The sequence below is a fragment of the Citrobacter europaeus genome (assembly GCF_037482245.1).
Classification (GTDB): Bacteria; Pseudomonadota; Gammaproteobacteria; order Enterobacterales; family Enterobacteriaceae; genus Citrobacter; species Citrobacter europaeus.
The window spans coordinates 1,023,974-1,048,244 of sequence record NZ_CP148084.1; the positions used below are offsets into that span (position 1 = coordinate 1,023,974).

Annotated in this window: 25 protein-coding genes; 18 read left to right on the forward strand and 7 right to left on the reverse strand. The window is 52.6% G+C overall.

The window, feature by feature from the left end; genetic code table 11:
- Positions 1–7: 7 nt before the first annotated feature.
- From cysD to rpoS, 12 genes are all read left to right on the forward strand, one after another.
- Entirely contained in the window at positions 8–916 is a 909-nt protein-coding gene (gene cysD / locus WHR59_RS04795) for a sulfate adenylyltransferase subunit CysD (RefSeq protein ID WP_003034152.1), read from the forward strand.
- Positions 917–925: 9 nt separating this feature from the next.
- Positions 926–2,353: a sulfate adenylyltransferase subunit CysN gene (gene cysN / locus WHR59_RS04800; RefSeq protein WP_172862354.1), complete on the forward strand. Its 1,428-nt coding sequence runs from the start codon at positions 926–928 to the stop codon at positions 2,351–2,353.
- Positions 2,353–2,958, forward strand: a complete 606-nt coding sequence (gene cysC / locus WHR59_RS04805; RefSeq protein WP_043017388.1) for an adenylyl-sulfate kinase — start codon at positions 2,353–2,355, stop codon at positions 2,956–2,958. The genes cysN and cysC overlap by 1 nt, the downstream gene beginning before the upstream one ends.
- 47 nt (positions 2,959–3,005) lie before the next feature.
- Positions 3,006–3,329, forward strand: a complete 324-nt coding sequence (locus tag WHR59_RS04810; protein WP_043017387.1) for a DUF3561 family protein — start codon at positions 3,006–3,008, stop codon at positions 3,327–3,329.
- Positions 3,330–3,544: 215 nt separating this feature from the next.
- Positions 3,545–3,856 (forward strand): cell division protein FtsB, encoded by a 312-nt coding sequence (gene ftsB / locus WHR59_RS04815; protein ID WP_003034163.1) that lies wholly within the window; start codon positions 3,545–3,547, stop codon positions 3,854–3,856.
- Between the two features lie 18 nt (positions 3,857–3,874).
- The gene (gene ispD, locus WHR59_RS04820) at positions 3,875–4,570 is read left to right on the forward strand and encodes a 2-C-methyl-D-erythritol 4-phosphate cytidylyltransferase (protein WP_043017386.1); all 696 of its coding nucleotides are present in this window, start codon (positions 3,875–3,877) and stop codon (positions 4,568–4,570) included.
- A 66-nt stretch (positions 4,571–4,636) separates the two neighbouring features.
- Entirely contained in the window at positions 4,637–5,116 is a 480-nt protein-coding gene (gene ispF, locus WHR59_RS04825; protein ID WP_003034167.1) for a 2-C-methyl-D-erythritol 2,4-cyclodiphosphate synthase, read from the forward strand.
- Positions 5,113–6,162 (forward strand): tRNA pseudouridine(13) synthase TruD, encoded by a 1,050-nt coding sequence (gene truD, locus WHR59_RS04830; protein WP_043017385.1) that lies wholly within the window; start codon positions 5,113–5,115, stop codon positions 6,160–6,162. Before ispF ends, truD begins: the two co-directional genes overlap by 4 nt.
- Complete coding sequence (surE, locus tag WHR59_RS04835) at positions 6,143–6,904, forward strand: 5'/3'-nucleotidase SurE (protein ID WP_043017384.1); 762 nt, start codon at positions 6,143–6,145, stop codon at positions 6,902–6,904. Before truD ends, surE begins: the two co-directional genes overlap by 20 nt.
- Positions 6,898–7,524, forward strand: coding sequence for a protein-L-isoaspartate(D-aspartate) O-methyltransferase (locus WHR59_RS04840; protein WP_003034172.1), 627 nt, complete (start codon positions 6,898–6,900; stop codon positions 7,522–7,524). Before surE ends, WHR59_RS04840 begins: the two co-directional genes overlap by 7 nt.
- A gap of 163 nt (positions 7,525–7,687) precedes the next feature.
- Complete coding sequence (gene nlpD / locus WHR59_RS04845; RefSeq protein WP_226791959.1) at positions 7,688–8,770, forward strand: murein hydrolase activator NlpD; 1,083 nt, start codon at positions 7,688–7,690, stop codon at positions 8,768–8,770.
- Positions 8,771–8,832: 62 nt separating this feature from the next.
- A complete protein-coding gene (rpoS, locus tag WHR59_RS04850) occupies positions 8,833–9,825 on the forward strand; it encodes an RNA polymerase sigma factor RpoS (RefSeq protein WP_000081498.1) in 993 nt (330 codons plus the stop codon).
- A 142-nt stretch (positions 9,826–9,967) separates the two neighbouring features.
- Here the strand turns inward: rpoS and WHR59_RS04855 are convergent, their stop codons facing one another.
- Positions 9,968–10,372: a MarR family winged helix-turn-helix transcriptional regulator gene (locus WHR59_RS04855; protein ID WP_043017382.1), complete on the reverse strand. Its 405-nt coding sequence runs from the start codon at positions 10,370–10,372 to the stop codon at positions 9,968–9,970.
- A 157-nt stretch (positions 10,373–10,529) separates the two neighbouring features.
- Between WHR59_RS04855 and WHR59_RS04860 the strand changes: the two genes are divergently transcribed.
- The 5 genes from WHR59_RS04860 (at position 10,530) to WHR59_RS04880 (ending at position 13,885) form a co-directional block, all read left to right on the forward strand.
- Positions 10,530–11,123, forward strand: coding sequence for a non-oxidative hydroxyarylic acid decarboxylases subunit B (locus WHR59_RS04860; RefSeq protein ID WP_043017381.1), 594 nt, complete (start codon positions 10,530–10,532; stop codon positions 11,121–11,123).
- Entirely contained in the window at positions 11,123–12,550 is a 1,428-nt protein-coding gene (locus WHR59_RS04865) for a non-oxidative hydroxyarylic acid decarboxylases subunit C (RefSeq protein ID WP_003825816.1), read from the forward strand. The genes WHR59_RS04860 and WHR59_RS04865 overlap by 1 nt, the downstream gene beginning before the upstream one ends.
- A gap of 10 nt (positions 12,551–12,560) precedes the next feature.
- Positions 12,561–12,797 carry a non-oxidative hydroxyarylic acid decarboxylases subunit D gene (locus WHR59_RS04870; protein WP_038633131.1) on the forward strand — a complete coding sequence of 79 codons (237 nt, stop codon included), beginning with the start codon at positions 12,561–12,563 and terminating at the stop codon, positions 12,795–12,797.
- A 90-nt stretch (positions 12,798–12,887) separates the two neighbouring features.
- Complete coding sequence (locus WHR59_RS04875) at positions 12,888–13,430, forward strand: hypothetical protein (RefSeq protein ID WP_140389833.1); 543 nt, start codon at positions 12,888–12,890, stop codon at positions 13,428–13,430.
- Positions 13,431–13,732: 302 nt separating this feature from the next.
- On the forward strand, positions 13,733–13,885 hold the full coding sequence (locus WHR59_RS04880; RefSeq protein WP_043017378.1) for a Hok/Gef family protein: 153 nt from the start codon (positions 13,733–13,735) through the stop codon (positions 13,883–13,885).
- 120 nt (positions 13,886–14,005) lie between these two features.
- Here the strand turns inward: WHR59_RS04880 and mutS are convergent, their stop codons facing one another.
- The 3 genes from mutS to WHR59_RS04895 form a co-directional block, all read right to left on the reverse strand.
- Entirely contained in the window at positions 14,006–16,573 is a 2,568-nt protein-coding gene (mutS, locus tag WHR59_RS04885) for a DNA mismatch repair protein MutS (RefSeq protein WP_338843649.1), read from the reverse strand.
- A gap of 206 nt (positions 16,574–16,779) precedes the next feature.
- The gene (locus WHR59_RS04890) at positions 16,780–17,292 is read right to left on the reverse strand and encodes a hypothetical protein (RefSeq protein WP_047409137.1); all 513 of its coding nucleotides are present in this window, start codon (positions 17,290–17,292) and stop codon (positions 16,780–16,782) included.
- Complete coding sequence (locus WHR59_RS04895) at positions 17,292–18,254, reverse strand: winged helix-turn-helix domain-containing protein (RefSeq protein WP_338843650.1); 963 nt, start codon at positions 18,252–18,254, stop codon at positions 17,292–17,294. The genes WHR59_RS04890 and WHR59_RS04895 overlap by 1 nt, the downstream gene beginning before the upstream one ends.
- 276 nt (positions 18,255–18,530) lie before the next feature.
- Here WHR59_RS04895 and WHR59_RS04900 point away from each other — a divergent pair, with 276 nt between their 5' ends.
- The gene (locus WHR59_RS04900; protein ID WP_043017374.1) at positions 18,531–19,136 is read left to right on the forward strand and encodes a helix-turn-helix domain-containing protein; all 606 of its coding nucleotides are present in this window, start codon (positions 18,531–18,533) and stop codon (positions 19,134–19,136) included.
- A gap of 41 nt (positions 19,137–19,177) precedes the next feature.
- On the opposite strand, the gene WHR59_RS04905 is transcribed toward WHR59_RS04900, so the two are convergent.
- From WHR59_RS04905 to WHR59_RS04915, 3 genes are all read right to left on the reverse strand, one after another.
- Positions 19,178–20,551 (reverse strand): HlyD family type I secretion periplasmic adaptor subunit, encoded by a 1,374-nt coding sequence (locus WHR59_RS04905; protein ID WP_181231120.1) that lies wholly within the window; start codon positions 20,549–20,551, stop codon positions 19,178–19,180.
- Positions 20,538–22,730 (reverse strand): type I secretion system permease/ATPase, encoded by a 2,193-nt coding sequence (locus WHR59_RS04910; RefSeq protein ID WP_286502984.1) that lies wholly within the window; start codon positions 22,728–22,730, stop codon positions 20,538–20,540. The genes WHR59_RS04905 and WHR59_RS04910 overlap by 14 nt, the downstream gene beginning before the upstream one ends.
- 89 nt (positions 22,731–22,819) lie before the next feature.
- Entirely contained in the window at positions 22,820–24,163 is a 1,344-nt protein-coding gene (locus WHR59_RS04915) for a TolC family outer membrane protein (RefSeq protein WP_181231122.1), read from the reverse strand.
- Positions 24,164–24,271: the final 108 nt, after the last annotated feature.

The following is a 24,271-nucleotide window of genomic DNA, read 5'->3' on the forward strand; positions in this document are numbered from 1 at the left end:
AACGGTTATGGATCAAAAACGACTTACCCACCTGCGGCAACTGGAAGCGGAAAGCATCCATATCATTCGTGAGGTGGCCGCCGAGTTTTCTAATCCGGTGATGATGTATTCCATCGGCAAAGATTCCAGCGTAATGCTGCATCTGGCGCGCAAAGCGTTTTATCCTGGTACGCTGCCGTTCCCCCTGTTGCACGTTGATACCGGCTGGAAATTCAGCGAGATGTACGAGTTTCGTGACCGCACGGCGAAAGCCTACGGCTGTGAACTACTGGTGCATAAAAACCCGGAAGGGGTGGCAATGGGCATCAACCCGTTTGTCCACGGTAGCGCCAAGCATACCGACATTATGAAAACCGAAGGGTTGAAGCAGGCGCTGAACAAATACGGTTTTGACGCCGCGTTCGGTGGTGCTCGTCGCGACGAAGAGAAATCGCGGGCCAAAGAGCGCATTTACTCTTTCCGCGATCGTTTTCATCGCTGGGATCCGAAAAATCAGCGCCCGGAGCTGTGGCACAACTACAACGGGCAGATTAACAAGGGCGAAAGCATTCGCGTATTCCCGCTCTCTAACTGGACTGAACAGGATATCTGGCAGTACATCTGGCTGGAAAATATCGATATCGTGCCGCTATACCTGGCGGCGGAGCGTCCGGTGCTGGAACGCGACGGCATGCTGATGATGATTGATGACGACAGAATCGATCTGCAACCTGGGGAAGTGATTAAAAAGCGCATGGTGCGTTTCCGTACGCTTGGTTGCTGGCCGCTGACAGGCGCGGTGGAGTCGAATGCGCAGACGCTGCCGGAAATCATCGAAGAGATGCTGGTCTCAACCACCAGTGAACGTCAGGGGCGCGTGATTGACCGCGACCAGGCGGGCTCCATGGAGCTGAAGAAACGTCAGGGGTATTTCTAAGGAGCCGCCATGAACACGACACTTGCACAACAAATTGCTAATGAAGGCGGCGTTGAAGCCTGGATGGTCGCCCAGCAACACAAAAGTCTGCTGCGTTTTTTAACCTGCGGTAGCGTGGATGACGGGAAAAGTACCCTGATTGGCCGTCTGCTGCACGACACGCGTCAGATTTATGAAGATCAGCTTTCATCGCTGCACAACGACAGTAAACGTCACGGTACTCAGGGCGAAAAGCTCGATCTGGCGTTATTGGTTGACGGCTTGCAGGCCGAGCGCGAGCAGGGCATCACTATCGACGTGGCGTACCGTTATTTCTCTACCGAGAAGCGTAAATTTATTATTGCGGACACTCCTGGCCATGAACAGTACACCCGCAACATGGCGACCGGGGCGTCGACCTGCGACCTGGCGATCCTGCTGATCGATGCGCGTAAAGGCGTGCTGGATCAGACTCGTCGTCACAGCTTTATCTCTACGTTGCTTGGGATCAAACACCTGGTGGTGGCGATCAACAAAATGGATCTGGTGGACTTTAGCGAGGAGACATTTAATCGCATTCGCGAAGACTATCTTACTTTTGCTGAACAACTGCCGGGTAACCTGGATATCCGGTTTGTGCCGCTCTCTGCGCTGGAAGGCGACAACGTGGCTTCGCAAAGCGCCAGCATGCCGTGGTACAGCGGTCCAACGCTGCTGGAAGTGCTGGAAACCGTTGAGATCAAGCGCATTGTTGATACTCAGCCGATGCGTTTCCCGGTGCAGTATGTGAACCGACCGAATCTGGATTTCCGTGGTTATGCCGGGACGCTGGCCTCCGGTAGCGTGAAGGTCGGGCAACGCGTCAAAGTGTTGCCGTCTGGCGTTGAGTCGAGCGTGGCGCGGATCGTGACTTTTGATGGCGATTTACAGGAAGCGCATGCAGGCGAAGCAATCACCCTGGTGCTGAAAGATGAGATCGACATCAGCCGGGGCGACCTGCTGCTTGATGCCGGTGAAGCATTGCCAGCGGTACAAAGCGCTGCCGTTGATGTGGTGTGGATGGCGGAGCAGCCGTTGTCGGCAGGGCAGAGCTATGACATCAAAGTTGCAGGCAAGAAGACTCGCGCACGCGTTGATAGCGTGCAGTATCAGGTCGATATTAATAACCTGACTCAACGTGACGTTGAAGCGCTGCCGCTAAACGGCATCGGTCTGGTTAATTTGACCTTTGACGAGCCGCTGGTGCTGGATACCTATCAGCAGAACCCGGTTACGGGTGGGCTAATTATCATTGACCGCCTGACTAACGTCACCGTTGGCGCGGGGCTGGTGCGCGAGCCTATCATTCAGGAGCACGTCGCGGCTTCTCAGTTCAGCGCGTTTGAACTGGAGCTGAATGCGCTGGTGCGTCGCCACTTCCCACACTGGGGTGCGCGCGATCTGCTGGGAGGCAAATAATGGCGCTGCATGACGAAAACGTCGTCTGGCATGCCCATCCAGTTACACCGCAACAGCGGGAGCAACGCCACGGTCACCGTGGTGTTGTGCTGTGGTTTACCGGGCTGTCTGGCTCCGGTAAATCTACCGTAGCGGGAGCGCTGGAAGAAGCGCTGCACAAGCTGGGCGTCAGCACTTATCTGCTGGATGGCGATAACGTGCGTCACGGTCTGTGCAGCGATCTCGGGTTTAGCGATGCCGATCGTAAGGAGAATATCCGGCGCGTTGGCGAAGTGGCGAACCTGATGGTCGATGCCGGTCTGGTGGTGTTGACCGCTTTTATCTCCCCGCATCGCGCCGAGCGACAAATGGTCCGTGAGCGCGTGGGAGAGGGGCGTTTTATTGAGGTTTTTGTCGATACGCCATTAGCAACGTGTGAAGCGCGCGATCCAAAAGGGCTGTATAAAAAAGCGCGGGCGGGGGAGTTGCGCAATTTTACCGGAATTGACTCAGTATACGAAGCGCCTGAATCGCCAGAGATTCATCTTGATGGTGAACAATTGGTAACAAATTTGGTACCCCAATTATTAGACCTGCTGAGGCAGGAAGATATTATCAGATCCTGAGACACCCGAGCTTGTATGCCCGGTCAGTCACGGTCACAGGATTAGATATGCGTAACAGCCATAACATTACTATTACAGAGTCAGATACCTTCGCTGCCGACGACGAAACCACCTGGTCACTTCCGGGGGCCGTGGTCGGATTTGCAGCGTGGTTGCTGGCGCTGGGATTTCCGTGTCTGATGTATGGCCCTAATACACTGTTTTTCTTTATTTATACCTGGCCCTTTTTCCTCGCATTGTTGCCCGTGGCGATCGTCGCGGGTATTGCCCTGCACTCGCTATTAAAAGGACGGTTGTTGCTGAGCATTACCTGTACCCTGCTGGTGGTTGGGGCTATGTTTGGCGCACTATTTTTGTGGTTATTGGGTTAAGCTCACGTCAATTTCGCATAATCGCCGCGGTTGTTCACTCTCTGGCCATAATTCAAACCGTAACCAACAATGAGATTATGTTCTCCTTACACGGGGTATACGTAACAACGGGCAAATGTGGTACATTTGCCCGCGTTGTCGCGGCATTCCCGCCCGTTGATGTAAAGTCGTCTGCGGAAGTTATGGGATGTTAATGCCGTTTTTCAGGGGGCAGGATGGGTAAACTAACGCTGCTGTTGCTGGCTTTATTAGTCTGGCTGCAGTATTCGCTGTGGTTCGGTAAGAACGGCATACATGACTATAGTCGCGTCAACGATGATGTTGCTGCGCAGCAAGCTACAAACGCGAAACTTAAAGCGCGTAACGATCAGCTCTTTGCCGAAATTGACGACCTCAATGGTGGACAAGAGGCTATCGAGGAGCGCGCGCGTAACGAACTCAGCATGACTAAGCCGGGCGAAACCTTTTATCGTCTGGTACCTGACGCGTCTAAACGCGCTCAGACTGCAGGGCAAAACAATCGATAAACCGTCCAGGGATTTAACATGGCAGCCACTTTATTGGACGTTTGCGCCGTGGTGCCGGCTGCCGGGTTTGGCCGCCGAATGCAAACAGAGTGTCCTAAGCAGTACCTCTCTATTGGCAATAAAACCATTCTTGAACACTCGGTTGATGCGCTGCTGGCTCATCCCCGGGTGACGCGAGTCGTCATCGCTATCAGCCCAGGCGACAGCCGCTTTGCCCAACTTCCACTCGCTGCGCATCCGCAAATTACCGTAGTGGATGGCGGCAACGAGCGTGCCGATTCTGTCCTTGCCGGTTTGCAAGCCGCAGGGGAAGCCAACTGGGTACTGGTGCATGATGCCGCGCGTCCGTGTTTGCACCATGATGATTTATCCCGTTTACTGGCAATAAGTGAGACCAGCCGCACCGGCGGGATCCTGGCGGCGCCCGTACGCGACACGATGAAGCGCGCGGAGCCGGGCCGAACAGACATTGCTCATACGGTCGATCGCACCGATTTATGGCATGCGTTGACGCCACAGTTTTTCCCTCGTGAGCTGTTGCACGACTGCCTGACCCGTGCGCTCAACGAAGGCGCAACCATTACGGACGAAGCCTCGGCGCTGGAATATTGCGGCTTTCATCCGCAACTGGTTGAAGGACGCGCTGACAACATCAAAGTCACTCGCCCGGAAGATCTGGCGCTGGCGGAATTTTATCTGACCCGAACTATCTAGACACCTCATCCTTCACGCTGCAACGAGGCAGCCTGCAGGATGCTGTGTATATCAGGAGAAGGCATAATGCGAATTGGACACGGTTTCGACGTACACGCTTTTGGCGGAGTTGGCCCAATTATCATTGGTGGTGTACGCATCCCATACGAAAAAGGATTGCTGGCGCATTCTGATGGCGACGTGGCGTTACATGCGCTAACTGATGCTCTGCTGGGCGCGGCGGCGCTGGGGGATATCGGTAAACTCTTCCCGGATACCGACCCGGCCTTTAAAGGTGCAGATAGCCGTGAATTATTGCGTGAAGCCTGGCGGCGTATTCAGGCCAAAGGCTATACGCTTGGTAATGTGGATGTGACGATTATTGCTCAGGCGCCGAAGATGCTGCCGCACATTCCGCAGATGCGCGTGTTTATTGCCGAAGATCTCGGCTGCCATATGGATGATGTTAACGTGAAAGCGACCACCACGGAAAAACTCGGTTTTACCGGGCGTGGGGAAGGGATTGCCTGTGAAGCGGTGGCGTTACTCATTAAGGCAACGAAATGACTGCGTTTGAAGATCTGACGTATCTCCATGGCAAACCACTGGGCCATGGCGTTCTGAAAGCGAATCCGGAAGACTTTGTCGTCGTCGAAGATTTAGGCTTCGAACCGGATGGCGAAGGCGAGCACATTTTGGTGCGCATCCTAAAAAACGGCTGTAATACCCGTTTTGTGGCTGACGCGCTGGCGAAGTTCCTGAAAATTCACGCCCGTGAAGTAAGCTTTGCCGGGCAGAAAGATAAACATGCGGTTACGGAACAGTGGCTGTGCGCACGCGTCCCCGGCAATGCGATGCCTGATTTAAGCAAATTTGAGCTTGAAGGCTGTAAAGTGCTGGAGTACGCGCGCCACAAGCGTAAGCTGCGTTTAGGGGCGCTGAAGGGCAACGAATTTACGCTGGTGCTGCGTGAAGTGAGCGAGCGCAATGACGTTGAAGCGCGTTTACAGGCGATTGGCGAGCGCGGCGTACCGAACTATTTTGGCGCTCAGCGTTTTGGTATCGGCGGCAGCAACCTGCAAGGGGCGCTGCGCTGGGCGCAAAGCGATGCGCCGGTGCGCGATCGCAATAAACGCAGTTTTTGGTTGTCGGCGGCCCGTAGCGCGTTGTTTAATCAGATAGTCAGTGAACGCTTGAAAAAAACAGACTTTAATCAAGTTGTTGACGGCGATGCGCTACAATTGTCGGGACGTGGAAGCTGGTTTGTCGCCACACTGGAAGAACAAACTGAATTACAGCGTCGCGTCGATGAGAAAGAATTGATGGTAACAGCAGCATTACCGGGCAGCGGTGAGTGGGGAACTCAGCGCGACGCGCTGGCGTTTGAAGAAGCCGCTATTGCTGATGAAACCGCGCTGCAGTCTCTGTTATTGCGCGAGAAAGTCGACGCGTCGCGTCGCGCTATGTTGCTGTATCCACAACAATTAAGCTGGAACTGGTGGGATGACGTAACCGTTGAGTTACGCTTCTGGCTACCGGCAGGTAGCTTCGCCACCAGTGTTGTAAGGGAACTTATTAACACAATGGGTGATTATGCGTATATTGCTGAGTAACGATGATGGGGTCCACGCACCCGGTATACAAACGCTGGCGAAAGCGCTGCGTGAGTTTGCTGACGTACAGGTGGTTGCCCCGGATCGTAACCGCAGTGGCGCGTCTAACTCGCTGACGCTGGAATCCTCACTTCGCACGTTTACCTATGATAACGGCGATATCGCCGTACAAATGGGTACGCCTACCGATTGCGTCTATCTGGGCGTAAACGCGTTAATGCGTCCGCGTCCGGACATTGTCGTTTCTGGTATTAACGCGGGTCCTAATCTGGGTGATGATGTTATTTATTCCGGTACCGTTGCGGCGGCGATGGAAGGTCGTCATCTGGGGTTCCCTGCGCTGGCTGTCTCGCTCGATGGGCATAAACATTACGATACTGCTGCCGCAGTAACCTGTCGTATCTTACGGGCGCTGAGCCGTGAACCGCTGCGCACCGGTCGCATTTTGAATATCAACGTGCCGGATTTACCGCTGGCTCAAATTAAAGGAATTCGCGTCACCCGCTGCGGCAGTCGCCATCCGGCGGATCAGGTGATTCCACAGCAGGATCCGCGCGGTAATACGCTGTACTGGATCGGGCCGCCGGGTGAAAAATGCGACGCCGGGCCGGATACGGATTTTGCCGCCGTCGATGAAGGCTATGTTTCCATCACGCCGCTGCATGTCGATTTAACCGCATACGGCGCGCATGAGGTGGTTTCTGACTGGTTAGACAGCGTGGGAGCCGACACGCAATGGTAAGCAGACGCGTACACACTCTTCTTGAACAATTACGTGCGCAGGGCATCAGAGATGAGCTTGTTCTCGATGCGCTCGCCGCCGTGCCGCGTGAAAAATTCATTGATGAGGCGTTTGAACATAAGGCCTGGGACAATATTGCTCTGCCGATTGGCCAGGGGCAGACGATTTCGCAGCCCTATATGGTTGCGCGGATGACCGAACTGCTTGAGCTAACGCCGCAGTCCCGGGTGCTGGAAATTGGTACCGGCTCTGGCTACCAGACGGCGATTCTGGCGCACCTGGTGCATCATGTGTGCTCCGTTGAGCGCATTAAAGGTTTGCAGTGGCAGGCACGTCGTCGCCTCAAGCAGCTTGATTTACATAATGTTTCGACCCGTCATGGTGATGGATGGCAAGGCTGGCAGGCGCGAGCCCCGTTTGACGCTATCATTGTAACGGCAGCGCCGCCCGAGATCCCAACCGCATTGATGATGCAGCTGGATGAGGGCGGCATTCTCGTCTTACCCGTGGGCGATGAGCACCAGTTTTTAAAGCGGGTGCGTCGTCGGGGAGGCGAATTTATTATCGATACCGTGGAGGCCGTACGTTTCGTTCCCCTTGTGAAGGGGGAGCTTGCGTAGATACTGGCTCTGAATACCTGGAGTTTTCCTGGATATTCTGGAATTAGTCAGCGTATCGTGTCGATGCTTTGCACGGTGATTACGTCACTGGTTTTAACCAAATTTTCCTGGGGGATAAATGAGCGCGGGAAGCCAAAAATTTACCGTTCGCCGTATTGCGGCATTGTCACTGGTTTCATTATGGCTGGCAGGTTGTTCTAACACCTCGAATCCACCAGCGCCAGTCAGCTCCGTTGACGGCAGTTCATCTACGAACACCAGTTCCGGCATGCTGATTACACCTCCGCCTAAAATGGGCTCGACGTCGACAGTACAGCAGACGCCACAGATCCAGCCGGTGCAGCAACCAACCACGCAGCCAACGCAAATCCAGCCTGTCGCACAACAGCCTGTACAGATGGAAAACGGTCGTATTGTGTACAACCGTAAGTATGGGAATATTCCGAAAGGTAGCTACACGGGCGGCAGTACCTATACTGTTAAGAAAGGCGATACCCTTTTTTATATTGCCTGGATCACCGGGAACGATTTCCGTGACCTCGCACAACGCAATAACGTTCCGGCCCCGTATGGCCTGAATGTCGGTCAAACTCTGCAAGTGGGCAACGCGTCTGGCGCACCGATTACCGGTGGAAATGCCATCACCCAGGCGGATGCAGCACAGCAAGGAGTTGTGACCAACCCTGCACAAAATTCCACCGTTGCTGTTGCTTCGAAACCAACAATTACGTATTCTGAGGATTCAGGTGAACAAAGTGCTAATAAAATGTTGCCGAACAACAAGCCTGCTGGGACCGTGGTCACAGCGCCTGTAACGGCTCCAGCAGTTAGCGCAACCGAATCAACTGCAAGCTCAACGTCGACAAGCTCGCCAATCTCTACCTGGCGCTGGCCGACTGACGGCAAAGTGATCGAAAACTTTGCGGCTACCGAAGGTGGCAATAAAGGGATCGACATTGCAGGCAGCAAAGGACAGGCTATTGTCGCGACCGCAGATGGACGCGTCGTTTATGCCGGTAATGCGCTGCGTGGTTACGGTAATCTTATTATCATCAAACATAACGATGATTACCTGAGCGCCTACGCCCATAACGATACGATGCTGGTCCGGGAACAACAAGAAATCAAGGCGGGGCAGAAAATAGCTACCATGGGTAGCACCGGAACCAGTTCAACACGCTTGCATTTTGAAATTCGTTACAAGGGGAAATCCGTAAACCCGCTGCGTTATTTACCGCAGCGATAATTCGGCGGAACCAGGCTTTCACGTGCTAGTTCCGTTAGGGATCACGGGTAGGAGCCACCTTTATGAGTCAGAATACGCTGAAAGTTCATGATTTAAATGAAGATGCGGAATTTGATGAGAACGGAGTAGAGGCTTTTGATGAAAAAGCCTTGAGTGAAGAGGAACCCAGTGATAACGACCTGGCTGAAGAAGAGCTGTTATCGCAGGGGGCCACACAGCGTGTGTTGGACGCGACTCAGCTTTACCTTGGTGAGATTGGTTATTCACCACTGTTAACAGCCGAAGAAGAAGTTTATTTTGCGCGTCGCGCACTGCGTGGGGATGTCGCATCCCGCCGTCGCATGATTGAAAGTAACCTGCGTCTGGTGGTGAAAATTGCTCGTCGTTATGGCAATCGTGGTCTGGCATTGCTGGACCTGATTGAAGAGGGCAATCTGGGACTTATCCGTGCAGTCGAGAAGTTTGACCCGGAACGCGGGTTCCGCTTCTCAACATACGCAACCTGGTGGATCCGCCAGACGATCGAACGGGCGATTATGAACCAAACCCGTACGATCCGACTGCCGATTCACATTGTAAAAGAGCTGAACGTCTATCTGCGTACCGCGCGTGAGTTGTCGCATAAACTGGACCACGAACCGAGCGCAGAAGAGATTGCTGAACAACTGGATAAACCGGTTGATGACGTCAGCCGTATGCTCCGACTCAACGAGCGTATTACCTCGGTAGACACCCCTCTGGGTGGTGATTCCGAAAAAGCGTTGCTGGATATTCTGGCCGATGAAAAGGAAAACGGTCCGGAAGACACCACGCAAGACGATGATATGAAACAAAGCATCGTCAAATGGCTGTTCGAACTGAACGCCAAACAGCGTGAAGTGCTGGCACGTCGTTTTGGTCTGCTGGGGTACGAAGCTGCGACACTGGAAGATGTGGGCCGTGAAATTGGTCTCACTCGTGAACGTGTTCGCCAGATTCAGGTTGAAGGTCTGCGTCGTCTGCGTGAAATTCTGCAGACTCAAGGGCTGAATATCGAAGCGCTATTCCGCGAGTAAGCACAAGTTCTATCAAGAAAGGCCAGTCTCATTGGGACTGGCCTTTTTCTATGTTTGTTGCCTGATGGCACTGCGTTTATCAGGCCTACGGGGAGCTGGACTTTGTAGGCCGGATAAGACATTTATGTCGCCATCCGGCAGATTAGTTCATCATCTTACGCACCAGACGAGTGAACTGCTCACGCTCTTCATCGGATAATCGCCCCAGAAACTCCTCATCCACGCTATTGCCTAACGGAGTGGCGCTGGCCAGTAATGCCTCTCCTTGCGCGGTTAAATAAACAAACCGCCGACGCTTATCCGCTGGATCGTGCTCACGCTTGACCAGATCGCGTTTTTCCATCCGGCTCAGCATTTCCGCAAGCGTCGCTTTGGTACAGACTGCTGCCTCGGTCAGGGTAACCTGCTCAATGCCGGGCTGTTCGGCAATGGCGCGCATCACCGCATACTGTGGTTTGGTCAGATCCGGTAATTCATGTTGCCAGCGAGCCGTATGATGCTGAAAAAGCTGGCGTAAAAGGTGGAAGGCTGTATTTCGTAACCGCATGAGAACTCCGGGATTTCTGTCAGTCTCTATCATAACGGGTAACGCGTCATAGTTTAACCATTGCTGCTTTAGCAATCAGTGCGAGTTGCTCTTGCCCGAAATGCATCGAGGGAGTATTTTGATAAAATGTTCGTACACGAACAAATTTGAGGGTTGCATGAGACTGATTGTAGGAATGACCGGGGCAACCGGCGCACCGCTTGGCGTGTCGCTACTGCAGGCGCTGCGGGAAATGCCGGGGGTGGAAACTCATCTGGTGCTGTCAAAGTGGGCCAAAACCACAATTGAACTGGAAACGCCGTACAGCGTCCGCGAGGTGTCTGCGTTGGCCGATTTTTGCCACAACCCGGCAGACCAGGCGGCAACCATCTCCTCCGGGTCGTTTCGTACTGACGGCATGATCATTATCCCCTGCAGTATGAAAACCCTGGCCGGTATTCGTGCAGGCTACGCGGAAGGACTGGTAGGGCGTGCCGCTGATGTGGTGCTGAAAGAAGGGCGCAAGCTGGTACTGGTGCCGCGTGAAATGCCGCTTAGCACCATTCATCTGGAAAACATGCTCGCGCTTTCCCGCATGGGCGTCGCGATGGTTCCCCCGATGCCCGCGTTTTATAACCACCCGCAAACGGTCGATGACATCACGCAGCACATTGTGGCTCGCGTGCTCGATCAGTTTGGTCTGGAACACCCCAACGCCCGTCGCTGGCAGGGATTACGACAGGCGCAGAATTTTGCACAGGAGAATGAATAATGGCATTTGATGATTTGCGCAGCTTTTTGCAGGCGCTGGACGACCAGGGACAACTGCTGAAAATCAGTGAAGAGGTCAACGCCGAGCCGGATCTGGCGGCGGCGGCCAACGCAACCGGGCGTATTGGCGACGGCGCCCCGGCGCTGTGGTTTGACAATATTCGTGGATTTACCGACGCCCGCGTGGCGATGAACACCATCGGCTCGTGGCAGAATCACGCCATCTCTTTAGGTCTGCCGCCAAATACCCCGGTGAAAAAACAGATTGATGAGTTTATCCGCCGTTGGGATAAATTTCCGGTTACGCCGGAGCGTCGTGCCAACCCTGCGTGGGCTGAAAACTGTGTTGATGGTGATGAGATCAACCTGTTTGATATTCTGCCGCTGTTTCGCCTCAACGATGGCGACGGGGGTTTTTATCTTGATAAAGCCTGCGTGGTGTCGCGCGATCCGCTGGATCCTGACAATTTTGGCAAACAGAACGTCGGCATCTATCGTATGGAAGTCAAGGGCAAGCGCAAGCTTGGTCTGCAACCGGTGCCGATGCACGATATTGCGCTGCATCTGCATAAAGCCGAAGAACGTGGTGAAGATCTGCCGATCGCCATCACGCTGGGTAACGATCCGATCATCACCCTGATGGGAGCTACGCCGCTGAAGTACGATCAGTCGGAATACGAAATGGCGGGGGCGCTGCGTGAAAGTCCGTACCCGATCGCTACCGCACCGCTCACCGGCTTTGACGTACCCTGGGGGTCAGAAGTGATCCTTGAAGGGGTCATTGAAAGCCGTAAACGTGAAATCGAAGGTCCGTTTGGTGAGTTTACCGGTCACTATTCCGGTGGACGTAACATGACCGTCGTGCGTATCGATAAAGTCTCTTATCGCACCAAACCGATCTTTGAATCGCTGTATCTGGGGATGCCGTGGACGGAGATTGACTACCTGATGGGTCCTGCAACCTGCGTACCGCTTTATCAACAGCTGAAAGCTGAATTCCCGGAAGTGCAGGCGGTAAACGCCATGTACACCCACGGTTTGCTGGCGATTATCTCAACCAAAAAACGTTACGGCGGCTTTGCCCGCGCGGTGGGGCTGCGCGCAATGACGACGCCGCATGGCCTGGGTTACGTGAAAATGGTGATTATGGTTGATGAGGATGTTGACCCGTTCAACCTGCCGCAGGTGATGTGGGCGCTGTCTTCGAAGGTCAATCCGGCGGGAGATCTGGTGCAACTGCCGAATATGTCGGTGCTGGAACTTGATCCGGGTTCCAGCCCGGCGGGGATTACCGACAAGTTAATTATTGATGCGACCACGCCGGTTGCGCCGGATAACCGTGGGCACTACAGCCAGCCGGTATGCGATTTACCGGAAACGAAAGCCTGGGCTGAAAAGCTGACCGCCATGCTGGCCAACCGTAAATAAGGAGTAGCAGATGATTTGTCCACGTTGTGCCGATGAACATATTGAAGTGATGGCAAACTCGCCGGTGAAAGGCGTCTGGACGGTATATCAGTGCCAGCATTGTCTGTATACCTGGCGTAATACCGAACCGCTACGCCGCACCAGCCGCGAGCACTACCCGCAAGCGTTTCGCATGACGCAAAAAGATATTGATGATGCGCCGATGGTGCCGAGTATCCCGCCGCTGCTGGCGGAAGATAAGCGCTAATCAACATAGCCGGGTGCGGCTTCGCCTTACCCGGTATACAATTGCTTAAGTTCTTTTTTGCAGCATGACAACAAGGATGTTTTCAGAAATATGTCACTCTATCGGCGAGTCGTTTTATTATCTTTACTGGGAATGAGTTCTGGCGCGCAAAGCGCATCACATGAACAAATCATGCAAATCTATAATAGCGGGTCCGTTGGCTCTGTTATTAAATGTCAGGCCCACATGGACGTTAAGAGTGGGGATGGCACAATTCCAGTACAGATTATGTCCGTAATGACGATAACGGGTCGGCAATTTCATCATCTCTATTATGATAGTGCGATAACCTATTCAATCGTTAATGCAGAAAAGCCCTATATGTATGTGTCTGTTTCGGTGGAAGAAAATATCCAAGAAGAGCAGCGAAAAATACGTAGTGAGCTCGATCTTTCAACCCTGCGGGTTGATTTTCCTGGAAATCCTGAAATGGCGAATACAGTGCGTGAACTTTTTCGGGAACAACGTGTTACGTACGCTAATTATACAGATATTACCGTTAGTGAACCGCCGAGCTATACGGTCAGGCAATATAGCAAAGATTCTATTTCTGGCGTCATTCTTCAGACTTGTACGCCGATGGCGCAACGCTGAGGGGCCTGGAAATGGTAGTTCATGTCGGCCCGATAAGCGCAGCGTCACAACGCACTAATATTAAGCCTCGGAATATCCGGGGTTCGTTATTTTGCGAGCAGGCTCGTAGCAAATGGCTTAAATTGTTCGAGGAGATGGCGCCTGGAATAGAATAGCGGCGGGTGCTTGAGGCTTTCTGAGCTTTGAGCATTTGCAAGGTCCCGGAAAGACAAAAGCCCCAGGAGATAGTTCTATCAACCTGAGGCTAGCGTTCAAACCTAGACCATTTGGATGTTAGTCTCTTCTTTGCAGGGAGGCAAGACATGCTGACAAAATATGCCCTGGTGGCGATTGTAGTGCTGTGTTTCACGGTGCTGGGATTTACGTTAATGGTACGAGATTCGCTGTGCGAGTTAAGTATTAAAGAGCGTAATATGGAGTTTAAAGCTGTTCTCGCTTACGAACCGAAGAAGTAGCAACAACGCGGGGGAAACCCCGCGTCCTGATGGCCTGGTTTTGTCCTCTCGCACCCATTCCCGAAGTGCGCGCCAGTTGTTGTAGGCCCGATAAGCCAGGCGCCATCGGGCATTACAACGTTACACCAGACTCTTCAGCCGGTAGATCCACTCCAGCGCCTGGCGGGGCGTTAGCGAATCCGGATCGAGATTTTCCAGCGCTTCAACGGCGGGTGATGTTTCTTCCGGAACCGATAGCAGCGACATCTGCGTGCCGTCGACCTGGGTCGCAGCAACATTCGGCGCTATGCTTTCCAGTTCACGCAGTTTTTGCCGTGCGCGTTTAATAACCTCTTTCGGCACACCTGCCAGGGCTGCGACCGCCAGGCCATAGCTCTTGCTCGCCGCGCCATCCTGTACGCTGTGCATGAAGGCGATGGTATCGCCGTGCTCTAACGCATCCAGATGCACATTTGCTACGCCCTCCATCTTCTCCGGTAACTGAGTCAGTTCGAAGTAGTGGGTGGCAAACAACGTTAATGCTTTGATTTTATTGGCCAGGTTTTCTGCGCACGCCCACGCCAGCGACAGGCCGTCGTAGGTGGAGGTGCCGCGTCCAATCTCATCCATCAGCACCAGGCTGTTCTCGGTGGCGTTGTGCAGAATGTTGGCGGTTTCGGTCATTTCTACCATGAAGGTAGAGCGACCGGATGCCAGATCATCCGCCGCGCCAACGCGGGTAAAGATGCGATCGATAGGCCCGATCTCCACTTTCTGCGCCGGAACGTAGCTGCCGATATAGGCCAGCAGAACAATCAACGCGGTCTGACGCATATAGGTACTTTTACCCCCCATGTTCGGGCCGGTGATGATCAGCATCCGTCGCTGAGGCGAGAGGTTAAGCGGGTTAGCAATAAACGGCTCGGTCAGCACCTGTTCCACCACCGGATGACGTCCCTCGGTAATACGAATACCAGGCTTGTCGGTGAAGGTCGGGCAGGTGTAATTCAGGCTATAAGCACGTTCCGCGAGGTTGACCAGTACGTCCAGTTCCGCCAACGCGCTGGCGCTCTGTTGCAAATCAGCCAGGTGCGGCAGCAGCATGTCGAACAGTTCGTCGTACAGCTGTTTTTCCAGCGCCAGCGCTTTGCCTTTTGAGGTCAGAACTTTGTCTTCGTACTCTTTCAGTTCCGGAATAATGTAGCGTTCGGCGTTTTTCAACGTCTGGCGACGCACGTAGTTAATCGGCGCCAGATGACTTTGCCCGCGGCTGATCTGAATATAGTAGCCGTGTACGGCGTTAAACCCGACCTTCAGCGTGTCCAGACCGGTGCGTTCGCGTTCGCGGATTTCCAGTCTGTCGAGGTAGTCGGTTGCGCCATCAGCCAGCGCCCGCCATTCGTCCAGCTCTTCGTTGTAGCCCGGGGCAATGACGCCGCCGTCGCGTACCAGCACCGGCGGAGCTTCCACCACGGCGCGTTCCAGCAGTTCACGCAGCTCGGTAAACTCACCCATTTTCTCGCGCAGCATTTGCACGGGGGCACTGTCTACGTTTTCCAGCTGTGCGCGCAGTTCCGGTAATTGCTGGAAAGCATGACGCATCCGGGCCAGATCGCGTGGGCGCGCGGTACGCAGGGCCAGTCGGGCCAGAATACGTTCCAGGTCGCCTACCTGACGCAGTACGGGTTGTAATTCGCTGGTGGTATCCTGCAGCGCGCCGATGGTTTGTTGGCGCTCGGTGAGGATTTTAGTGTCGCGCACCGGCATATGCAGCCAGCGCTTGAGCATACGGCTACCCATCGGCGTTACGGTGCAGTCGAGTACCGAAGCCAGCGTGTTTTCAAAGCCGCCTGCCAGGTTCTGGGTAATTTCCAGATTGCGGCGAGTGGCGGCGTCCATGATGATGCTGTCCTGCTGGCGCTCCATGGTGATGGAACGAATATGCGGCAGCGAGGTGCGCTGGGTATCTTTTACGTACTGCAACAGACAACCGGCAGCGCAAAGTCCGCGGGGCGCGTTTTCCACGCCAAAGCCGATTAAATCCCGCGTGCCAAACTGCAGGTTTAACTGCTGGCGGGCGGTATCAATTTCGAATTCCCACAGCGGGCGACGACGCAGGCCGCGACGCCCTTCAATCAGTGAGGTTTCGGCGAAATCTTCGGCATACAGCAGTTCCGCGGGGTTGGTGCGCTGCAATTCTGCGGCCATGGTTTCGCGGTCAGCAGGTTCACTGACGCGAAAACGCCCGGAGCTGATATCAAGCGTTGCGTAACCATAACCTTTACTGTCCTGCCAGATGGCAGCCAGCAGGTTGTCCTGGCGTTCCTGCAGCAGTGCTTCATCACTGATGGTGCCTGGCGTGACAATGCGCACCACCTTGCGTTCTACCGGACCTTTGCTGGTCGCCGGATCGCCAATTTGCTCACAAATAGCAACGGACTCGCCCTGATTGACCAGCTTGGCGAGGTAGTTTTCTACGGCATGATGAGGAATGCCCGCCATCGGGATTGGCTCGCCCGCAGATGCACCGCGTTTGGTCAGGGAGATATCAAGCAGCTGAGACGCGCGTTTCGCATCGTCATAAAACAGTTCGTAAAAGTCGCCCATGCGGTAAAACAGCAGTATTTCCGGGTGCTGAGCCTTCAGCTTGAGATACTGCTGCATCATGGGCGTATGGTTAGTGAAGTCCGTATCAAGTGACTCTTTCATATTGTTTTTGCTCTTTTTTTAATCTTTTTGGGTACCTGGGCAGTCTCACGTGAGCCCCTGGAAACTCACATAAACCCACAAATTTGTCATTCGAAAGCCGCCTGAAGGGCAGTAACGACGAGCCTTGGTTCGACCAGAATGGCCTATCTTATCACCGACAACGACTGAGATTCACCCGTAGGTTTTGCCGTCAGAACCCTTATTGATTATTCATTTTCCGGCAACGCATAGTTCTGGCAGTAGAGATAGGGGATCCCCTCTTTGGTAATCAGATACGTCTCGCTATTCAGCGCAAAAAAATCGACGTTAGATACGCTGGTGTTGGTCAGGAAAAAGTCGGGGAGTAATTCCTGAATGAGAGTGGCGGGTGCCGTTTCACGATTAGAGATCTGGATTTTCTGCGAAATCCAGACCGGGCTTGAGCCGTAGCTGGATTGTGTAAAAAGTACCATGCGCTGCACGGTCTGCTCATTATTTTCGGCATCTTTGATAATGCCATCAATATTAACAATACCTTTGCTGCCGCCGGTTTTTATATCAATGATGCCACGGAACGAAGTGGTATTGCGTACAATCTCGATAGCTGAACGGCAGGTCAGATTATGTAACTCGCCATTGTTTTTACTGTACCGATAGACGATGGCGACAATTAGCGTAACAAAACAAAGCAGCAGGATAATACCTGTCTGAATGCGGGACGTTCTGGGATAAAAATTCATTAGCTATCATACCGTGGGTAATAAACCGACTGACAGGCATTTTCCTGCCTGGCTTTCATCGGTGAGCGACACACAAGCACGGACAATTTCTTGGATTCAGGATAGGTGGTGATATAGATAAATTTATGGCTTTGACACAGCCCCGGATTTTTGTCGATAAACGCGGTATGTCGAGAGAAATTACTGGCATCGTTATTAAAATAATACTGACAGTCAGTGGGTGCTTTGCCCACAGTGATATAGCCAGAGAAATAGTTATCGCTGGTATGCCACGGATACAATATAAGCACACAAATTATCAGGGTAATGGTCAGCATTACCATTTCTGCAGTAGTCATCAAAGGTTGACGCGGTGCGCAAGGCAATAGTTCTTCGATGGCGACATCCGGTGCTAAATGTTCAACCGTAGAAGAAGGGCTGTCTTCTGGTGTTTCAATCACCTGAATATCACATTCATCCTGAATGATTAGCCCTTTGCGGGGGATCGTGGTGATAAGCGGTTGTTCCAGCTCTAGTTGCAGCAGACTTTTACGCAAAGAGAGAATACTTTGATAAAAGGCGTTGAAGCTCACCTGACGGTGATTTTTACCCCAGCCGAATTCCAGCAGTTCGTTTTGTGAAACCACTTGCCCGCGATGTTGAATAAGTAATAAAAGACATAATGACGCCGAGTGTTTGAGTTTTATCCGTTGATTGGGTTGATCTACCCGCGCCAGACATTGCGTCGCTGGCGTAAATATTATTATTTTTTCAATCAGATAACTGACATTGCCAGTCTCAGACATAAGGTCTCTACTCTTGCTGATGCGCCAGGCGGTTGGTGAGTCATGATACCACTTTGCCCATAAAGACCACCAGTATGGACCCGACTCTACAGCGAGAACCGCTAAATGTTTCAATTTAGTATCATAATATAACAACAATGATAACTTTTTAATGAAAATAAACCATATATAAATCAATTGATTGTATCTTTTTGGCTACACCGAAAAGAACAGAAAGATGAAAAAATATCGACAAAGATGATTGCCATTAATTCTTTATGGACAGCGCCCTATACTGCCTGGCACCACCACGCGAAAAGAGCAGAAGCCTGAACGCGTCAACGGCACCAGGGAATGTTGGTGGTAGATGTAGAAGGGAATAAATGTCAGCTTGTTTGCAGGCTGACATTTATTTTTCGTGCTAAGTAAATTTATCCTCATTTGACAAAGCCTTAATTTTCGGTAGAGAGTCCCATGTTCCAGAAAGAAATTGAAAATGCTGTAGTGCTCGTTGGCGATGAAATGAAGAAGTCAGATAATGCCTGGCTGTCGTTACGTAAAAAACGTCAGCGTATTGATTTGAAGATTGATGGCAATATCTTGTTTCTGGAGAAAGGGACTGTCTCTGTTTATCGCGTGGAAAATGATTTAGTCACGGTGAGTATTTCTGCACCGGCTATTCTCGGTCTGCCACAAATGCGTACGGAAGTGGCCGGACACTATTTACGTTGTGACACCGATTGCGAGATGTGGGCGATGAGCGTACAAAACGCCGATCTCCTGTTTACCGCTAAAAACTTATGGAAGCAGGCGTTTGATATCTTAACGCACCATCTTCAACGTTATTTCCAGCGCGAGGCGTTGCAATCGCACCGCACTATTCGCGAGCAGATTATTGAACACGTGAAATATATCTGGGCAATGCAGCCCGATGTCCGAGAGAAAACGTCCGTGTATACCTTTATTTTGACCCGCAATCATATCTCACGTAGCGCCATCCATAAGGTGTTACAGGAGCTGGTTAATGACGGGAAAATCACCCTGAATCGCGGAAAACTTTCCTTTTGCATGCCGTTATAATTTCTGCGCTCCCTGACAATAATGAAAGGGAGCACAACCGATCAACGTTCTCTGAGTGCCTCCGCGCGTGCGCGAATAATCGGTTTTAACAAATAGCTCAGAATCGTTTTCTTACCGGTGAGAATATCGACGCTCGCCACCATGCCGGGAATGATAAGCATCTGATGCTCTTTTGTTCCCAGGTAGTTTTTGTCCGTTTGCAGGCGCACAACATAAAAGCTTCGCCCCTGCTTGTCGGTCACGGTGTCTGGGCTTATCTGCACCACTTCGCCTTGCAGACCGCCATAGATGGTGTAATCGTAAGCGGTAAATTTCACCATCGCATGCTGGCCTGGATGGAGGAAGGCGATATCGCGCGGTTGTATTTTGGCTTCGATTAACAGCTTGTCATCCAGCGGTACGATTTCCACCAGGTCGCTGCCCGGCTGAATGACGCCACCGATAGTGTTCACCATCACCTGCTGAACGATACCGCGCACCGGTGAGGTGACCATGGTCCGATTCACCCGGTCTTCTAACGCTTTTACGCTGGCCTGGGTTTTGCTCAGATTGGTACGCGCCTCGTTGAGCTGGGCCAGCGCATCGCTCTGGAAACGGCCACGGCTTTCACCGATTTTATTCTCAATCTCTTTAATTTCTGATGCGGCCTTGGGTAGCGACAGGCTAATAGAATTGAGCTGCCCGGCGGTTTCTACTTCGGTACGATGCAGGCGCAGCAGTTCGACTTTTGAAATGGCGCCTGAGGCGAGCAGCGGTTCGGACATTTTGATTTCCTGACGGATTAACCCAAGGCTGTGCTTAAACTGATCCTCCTTCGATTCAAAGTCGCGCAACTCCTGTTTTTTCTGCACCAGCTGTTCTTCGAGCCCGGATATTTCGTTGTGAAACTGCTCCCGGCGGCTGTTGTACAGCTCGGTTTCTCCCCGGGCGACATCCGGCGCCTGGCTGGCTATCTCTGGGGAAATAATAAAGTCGCGGTTCTCAACTTCCGCCGTCAGGCGTTCTACCTTGGCGCGCAGACCGAGCTTATCGGCTTCAGTTTCGCCAACGTTGGAGGCGAAACGCGTGTCATCGAGGTGCAGTAATGGGGTTCCGGCGTTAACGATTTGCCCTTCATGCACATATAGCTCGGTGACAATCCCCCCTTCCAGGTTCTGTATTTTTTGCAGCTTAGATGAAGGGATTGCCTTACCTTCGCCGCGCGTAACTTCATCAATTTTTGCAAAGCCGGCCCACACGAAAGACAAAACCACCAGCGCGAGGATCGTCCACAGCGTCAGTCGTATTACTCTCGGGGCGTCATCAATAATGGCCTGGCTGACCTCATTAATACTGTCGGTTTGATTTTCATCACGGCCGCGAAAGTAATGCTGTAAGTAGCGGCGGGCTCGAGCCAGGAAATCAGCGAGATGCATTAATCTGCCCCTTTTTCAACGCATCCATCACTACCGCTTTCGGGCCGTCTGCGATGATGCGTCCTTTATCAACAATAATCAGACGGTCAACCAGCGACAGCATGGAGGCGCGGTGCGTGACCAGTAATAACGTTTTTCCCGCGATGCAGGGAGCCAGCGCGTGTTTGATCTTCTCTTCGCTGGTGTTGTCCATCGAACTGGTGGGTTCATCCAGTAGCAGGAGAGGGGGATCCAACAGCAGCGCGCGCGCGAGCGCCACCGCCTGCCGTTGACCGCCGGAAAGCTGAGAGCCGCGCTCACCGACCTGTAGGTTATAGCCGTCAGGATGCAGACGGGCGAAATCGTTGACGCCTGCCAGTTCTGCCGCTCGCAGCATGGTTTCGTCGTCGACATAGCGCGCCCCGCACAGCAGGTTGTCGCGCAGCGTGCCGTTGAACAACTGGATGTCCTGCGGCACGTAGCCGATGCTGTGGCGCAGATCGTTCACATCCAACTGACGAGAGTCGATACCGTCGATCAGCAGATTCCCGGCGCTCGGCTGGTACAAATTGACGATAAGTTTACTCAGTGAACTTTTACCGGAACCGCTGCGTCCGATAATGCCGATGCGCTCACCGGGCTGAATGGTCAGGTTTATTTTGTGCAGCGACAGGGTTTGTTGTTCCGGATAGCTGAAATCCACATCGCGAAATTCAATGCTGCCCTGTAACTGTTCCCGCTTGAGCGGATTTTCATCCGCGCGACGCTCCTGCGCCAGCGACATCATTCTCTCGGTATTTTTGATGGTGAGCTTCGCCTGCTGATAGCGGGCGATAAGGCCGGTAAGCTGGCCCAGCGGCATCAGAGCGCGACCATTGAGCATGTAGCAGGCGATCAAACCACCCATACTCAGCTTACCGCCGATAATCATGTATACCCCGACGATGATCATCACCACGCCCGAAATTTGCTGGAACCAGCCGGTGAGGTTGCTTGCCAGGCTGGACAAGGTTTTGACGCGCAGTTCCAGACGACTCAGGCTGCCCAGCGTCTGTTCCCACTGGAACTGGCGTTCACTTTGGGCATTGTTCACTTTGATGGCATCCAGGCTGCCCAGGGTTTCAATCAGCAATGCCTGACGTTCGCTGGCGAGGCTCATGGTTTTTGCCACCGCGTCGTTGACCGGTTTTTGCAGCGCCCAACTACACAGCAAGGCAATCGGCAATGTCAGTATCGGGATCCATGTCAGCGCGCCGCCGATAATGCCGATAACGAGCAGCAGCAACAGGGTGAAGGGCAGATCGATAATCGTCGTCAGCGTGAGCGATGAGAGGAAATCACGCAGCGACTGGAATTCATGAATGTTTTGCGCAAAGCTCCCCACCCGCGCAGGGCGCTCTTTCATCTCCATGCCGATAATGCGTTCAAACAGGGTCGAGGAGATGATGAGATCGCTTTTTTTACCCGCAAGATCCAAACAGATACCGCGTAGCATTTTCAGGATCAGATCAAAGATAAAGGCCAGACAAATCCCCACCGCCAACACCCACAACGTGACCGTTGCCTGGTTTGGCACGACGCGGTCATAGACGTTCATGGTAAAAAGCGGCGTGCCGAGCGCAATCAGGTTGATCAGCAGGCTGGCCAGCACCGCATCCATATACAGAAAGCGTGATAGCTTCAGCGTGTCTTTAAACCAGGATTTAGTGCGTGGCAGGAAGGCTTCCGCCTGCAAATCGAATTCATGACGCGGATGCGCAAAAATGACTTTACCCGCATAGTTGCGCTCAAGCGTGGCTAAATCGACGCAAATTTCTCCACCTTCGCTTTCGCTGGGCATAAAGCGGGCGCTGCCGTCATCGTTCCATGCTAACAATACGCCGGTTCCGCCAGCGTTCAATAACAACACTGCTGGCAAAGACATTGCCGGAATTTTATCGAGCGTGCGCCTGACGACTCGCGCTTTTAAACCGGCTCTTGCCGCCGCGCGTGGAAATATATTCAGCGTGAGCCGATCGTTTTCTAATGGCAGACCGCTGCTGAGTGTTGAACGACTCGCCGGTTTACCATGCAGAGAACACAGAATAAGTAAGCTATCTAATAACGGGTCGTCATTATGGCTACGTGGGTCGTGATATTGAGAACCTGGCGGAACATAATTCTCGGGGACGTCATTTAATAATTCGGCTTGTGCACTCATTTTCGCAACCATTCTGACCGTACACGGTTAAATAATAGCAAGCTTATAATAAGCATGTAGGTCAGAGATTTAATGGGTATTAATAATTATTAATTAAGTTCCGGTAAACTATTTTCTTCTGCAGAATCTACCGGTTGCCCTGACGGCGGCGGTGTGATTTTTAGAATATTCATTAATTCACCGGTGCGTTCGCTAATTCGATAGCCGCTGGTCATTGCCAGATAACGTAATTCAACAAGGCGACGTTTAGAGGAGAACACTTCATTTTCACTATCGAGTAAATCCAGCAGGGTACGTTCGCCAAGACTGAATTGATCCTGATAAGCCGTGCGCACTTTGACGCTTCGGTCGGCATATTCTTCTGCAGAAGGAAGCTGGGCGCGTGCGTTTTGCAGTGCTGTCCAGGCCAGGCGCAGCTCCTGATTCAACTGGCGAAGCGTGTTATTGCGCACATCCTGAGCCTGCTTGTGCAGATAAGCGCGGGAGTTCATATTGGCTTTGTCGCTGCCGCCCTGGTACAGGTTGTAATGCAGTTTAACCATCGCCTCCCATTCTTCGGTGTGTGCGCGGGTGGTATCGGTGTTGTTGCTAATGCCGCGGGAAAGCTCTACGTCTACGCGTGGGTAGAAAGTTGATTTCGAGGCCTCATATTGCTGGTGCGCAGCTTCGATATCCGCATTGGCGGACTTCAGTAATGGATTATTTTTCTCCATTCGGCTTTTGGCTTCTTCCAGCGAGGTCGGCAGATGAGAGTCAATGCTCTCTGGCTGGCTTAAGCCCTGCGGATCCATGCCCGTTACGCTGACAAAGGTGGTTTTCGCGTCTTCCAGATTGGTCTGCTCGGTCAGCAGATTGTTACGCGCCTGGGCCAGACGCGCTTCGGCCTGCATAAAGTCTCCGGAGCGACCAACGCCCTGATCGGTACGCAGTTTTATCTGGTCGTAAATGCGCTCATGATTCGCCAGGTCGTCTTCTGCAAGGCGCACAAACTCTTCGCGTTGCAGCACATCGAAATAGGCCTGAATTACGGCATAAGCGGTACTTTCGCTGGTGTTCATTACGCCGTAGGCGCGCGAGTCAACGGTCGCTTTTTGCCGCGCCACTTCGCTATTGGTGGCAAAACCGTTGAACACATTTTGCTCAAGGCTGAGAGTCGCTTCGTTAGGCGATTGAGTCAGACCGTTATTGCGACCTGCCGCGCGGGTAGTCGCATCATCAACATTTTTGCGCCCGGCTTCTGCGTTCAGATTCAGGGACGGTAAATAGCCGCCTTGTGCCGCCCGCAGTTCTTGCTCTGAGGAATAACGGCTATTTATTGCGGCATTAACTTCTGGATGATTCGCTAATGCTTCTTTAACGGTATTTTGTAAGTCTTCTGCAATTGCTACATTTATTGAAAAGCACGAAAGCAGAAAAACTAAAAACTTCTTCATGACATGAATGCCTTATATCTCACGGTTATGACATCCAGTTGTCGTCGCTATCATCCATTTTTACAAATGCGTTATATTAATTAACAAATATGAATTATCTTAATTAAT

Excerpts from the sequence above, each read along its gene's own strand:
- cysD (WP_003034152.1), top strand. The coding sequence starts at position 8 with ATGGATCAAAAACGACTTACCCACCTGCGGCAACTGGAAGCGGAAAGC.
- cysN (WP_172862354.1), top strand. The coding sequence starts at position 926 with ATGAACACGACACTTGCACAACAAATTGCTAATGAAGGCGGCGTTGAA.
- cysC (WP_043017388.1), top strand. The coding sequence starts at position 2,353 with ATGGCGCTGCATGACGAAAACGTCGTCTGGCATGCCCATCCAGTTACA.
- WHR59_RS04810 (WP_043017387.1), top strand. The coding sequence starts at position 3,006 with ATGCGTAACAGCCATAACATTACTATTACAGAGTCAGATACCTTCGCT.
- ftsB (WP_003034163.1), top strand. The coding sequence starts at position 3,545 with ATGGGTAAACTAACGCTGCTGTTGCTGGCTTTATTAGTCTGGCTGCAG.
- ispD (WP_043017386.1), top strand. The coding sequence starts at position 3,875 with ATGGCAGCCACTTTATTGGACGTTTGCGCCGTGGTGCCGGCTGCCGGG.
- ispF (WP_003034167.1), top strand. The coding sequence starts at position 4,637 with ATGCGAATTGGACACGGTTTCGACGTACACGCTTTTGGCGGAGTTGGC.
- truD (WP_043017385.1), top strand. The coding sequence starts at position 5,113 with ATGACTGCGTTTGAAGATCTGACGTATCTCCATGGCAAACCACTGGGC.
- surE (WP_043017384.1), top strand. The coding sequence starts at position 6,143 with ATGCGTATATTGCTGAGTAACGATGATGGGGTCCACGCACCCGGTATA.
- WHR59_RS04840 (WP_003034172.1), top strand. The coding sequence starts at position 6,898 with ATGGTAAGCAGACGCGTACACACTCTTCTTGAACAATTACGTGCGCAG.
- rpoS (WP_000081498.1), top strand. The coding sequence starts at position 8,833 with ATGAGTCAGAATACGCTGAAAGTTCATGATTTAAATGAAGATGCGGAA.
- WHR59_RS04855 (WP_043017382.1), bottom strand. The coding sequence starts at position 10,372 with ATGCGGTTACGAAATACAGCCTTCCACCTTTTACGCCAGCTTTTTCAG.
- WHR59_RS04860 (WP_043017381.1), top strand. The coding sequence starts at position 10,530 with ATGAGACTGATTGTAGGAATGACCGGGGCAACCGGCGCACCGCTTGGC.
- WHR59_RS04865 (WP_003825816.1), top strand. The coding sequence starts at position 11,123 with ATGGCATTTGATGATTTGCGCAGCTTTTTGCAGGCGCTGGACGACCAG.
- WHR59_RS04870 (WP_038633131.1), top strand. The coding sequence starts at position 12,561 with ATGATTTGTCCACGTTGTGCCGATGAACATATTGAAGTGATGGCAAAC.
- WHR59_RS04875 (WP_140389833.1), top strand. The coding sequence starts at position 12,888 with ATGTCACTCTATCGGCGAGTCGTTTTATTATCTTTACTGGGAATGAGT.
- WHR59_RS04880 (WP_043017378.1), top strand. The coding sequence starts at position 13,733 with ATGCTGACAAAATATGCCCTGGTGGCGATTGTAGTGCTGTGTTTCACG.
- mutS (WP_338843649.1), bottom strand. The coding sequence starts at position 16,573 with ATGAAAGAGTCACTTGATACGGACTTCACTAACCATACGCCCATGATG.
- WHR59_RS04890 (WP_047409137.1), bottom strand. The coding sequence starts at position 17,292 with ATGAATTTTTATCCCAGAACGTCCCGCATTCAGACAGGTATTATCCTG.
- WHR59_RS04900 (WP_043017374.1), top strand. The coding sequence starts at position 18,531 with ATGTTCCAGAAAGAAATTGAAAATGCTGTAGTGCTCGTTGGCGATGAA.
- WHR59_RS04905 (WP_181231120.1), bottom strand. The coding sequence starts at position 20,551 with ATGCATCTCGCTGATTTCCTGGCTCGAGCCCGCCGCTACTTACAGCAT.
- WHR59_RS04910 (WP_286502984.1), bottom strand. The coding sequence starts at position 22,730 with ATGAGTGCACAAGCCGAATTATTAAATGACGTCCCCGAGAATTATGTT.
- WHR59_RS04915 (WP_181231122.1), bottom strand. The coding sequence starts at position 24,163 with ATGAAGAAGTTTTTAGTTTTTCTGCTTTCGTGCTTTTCAATAAATGTA.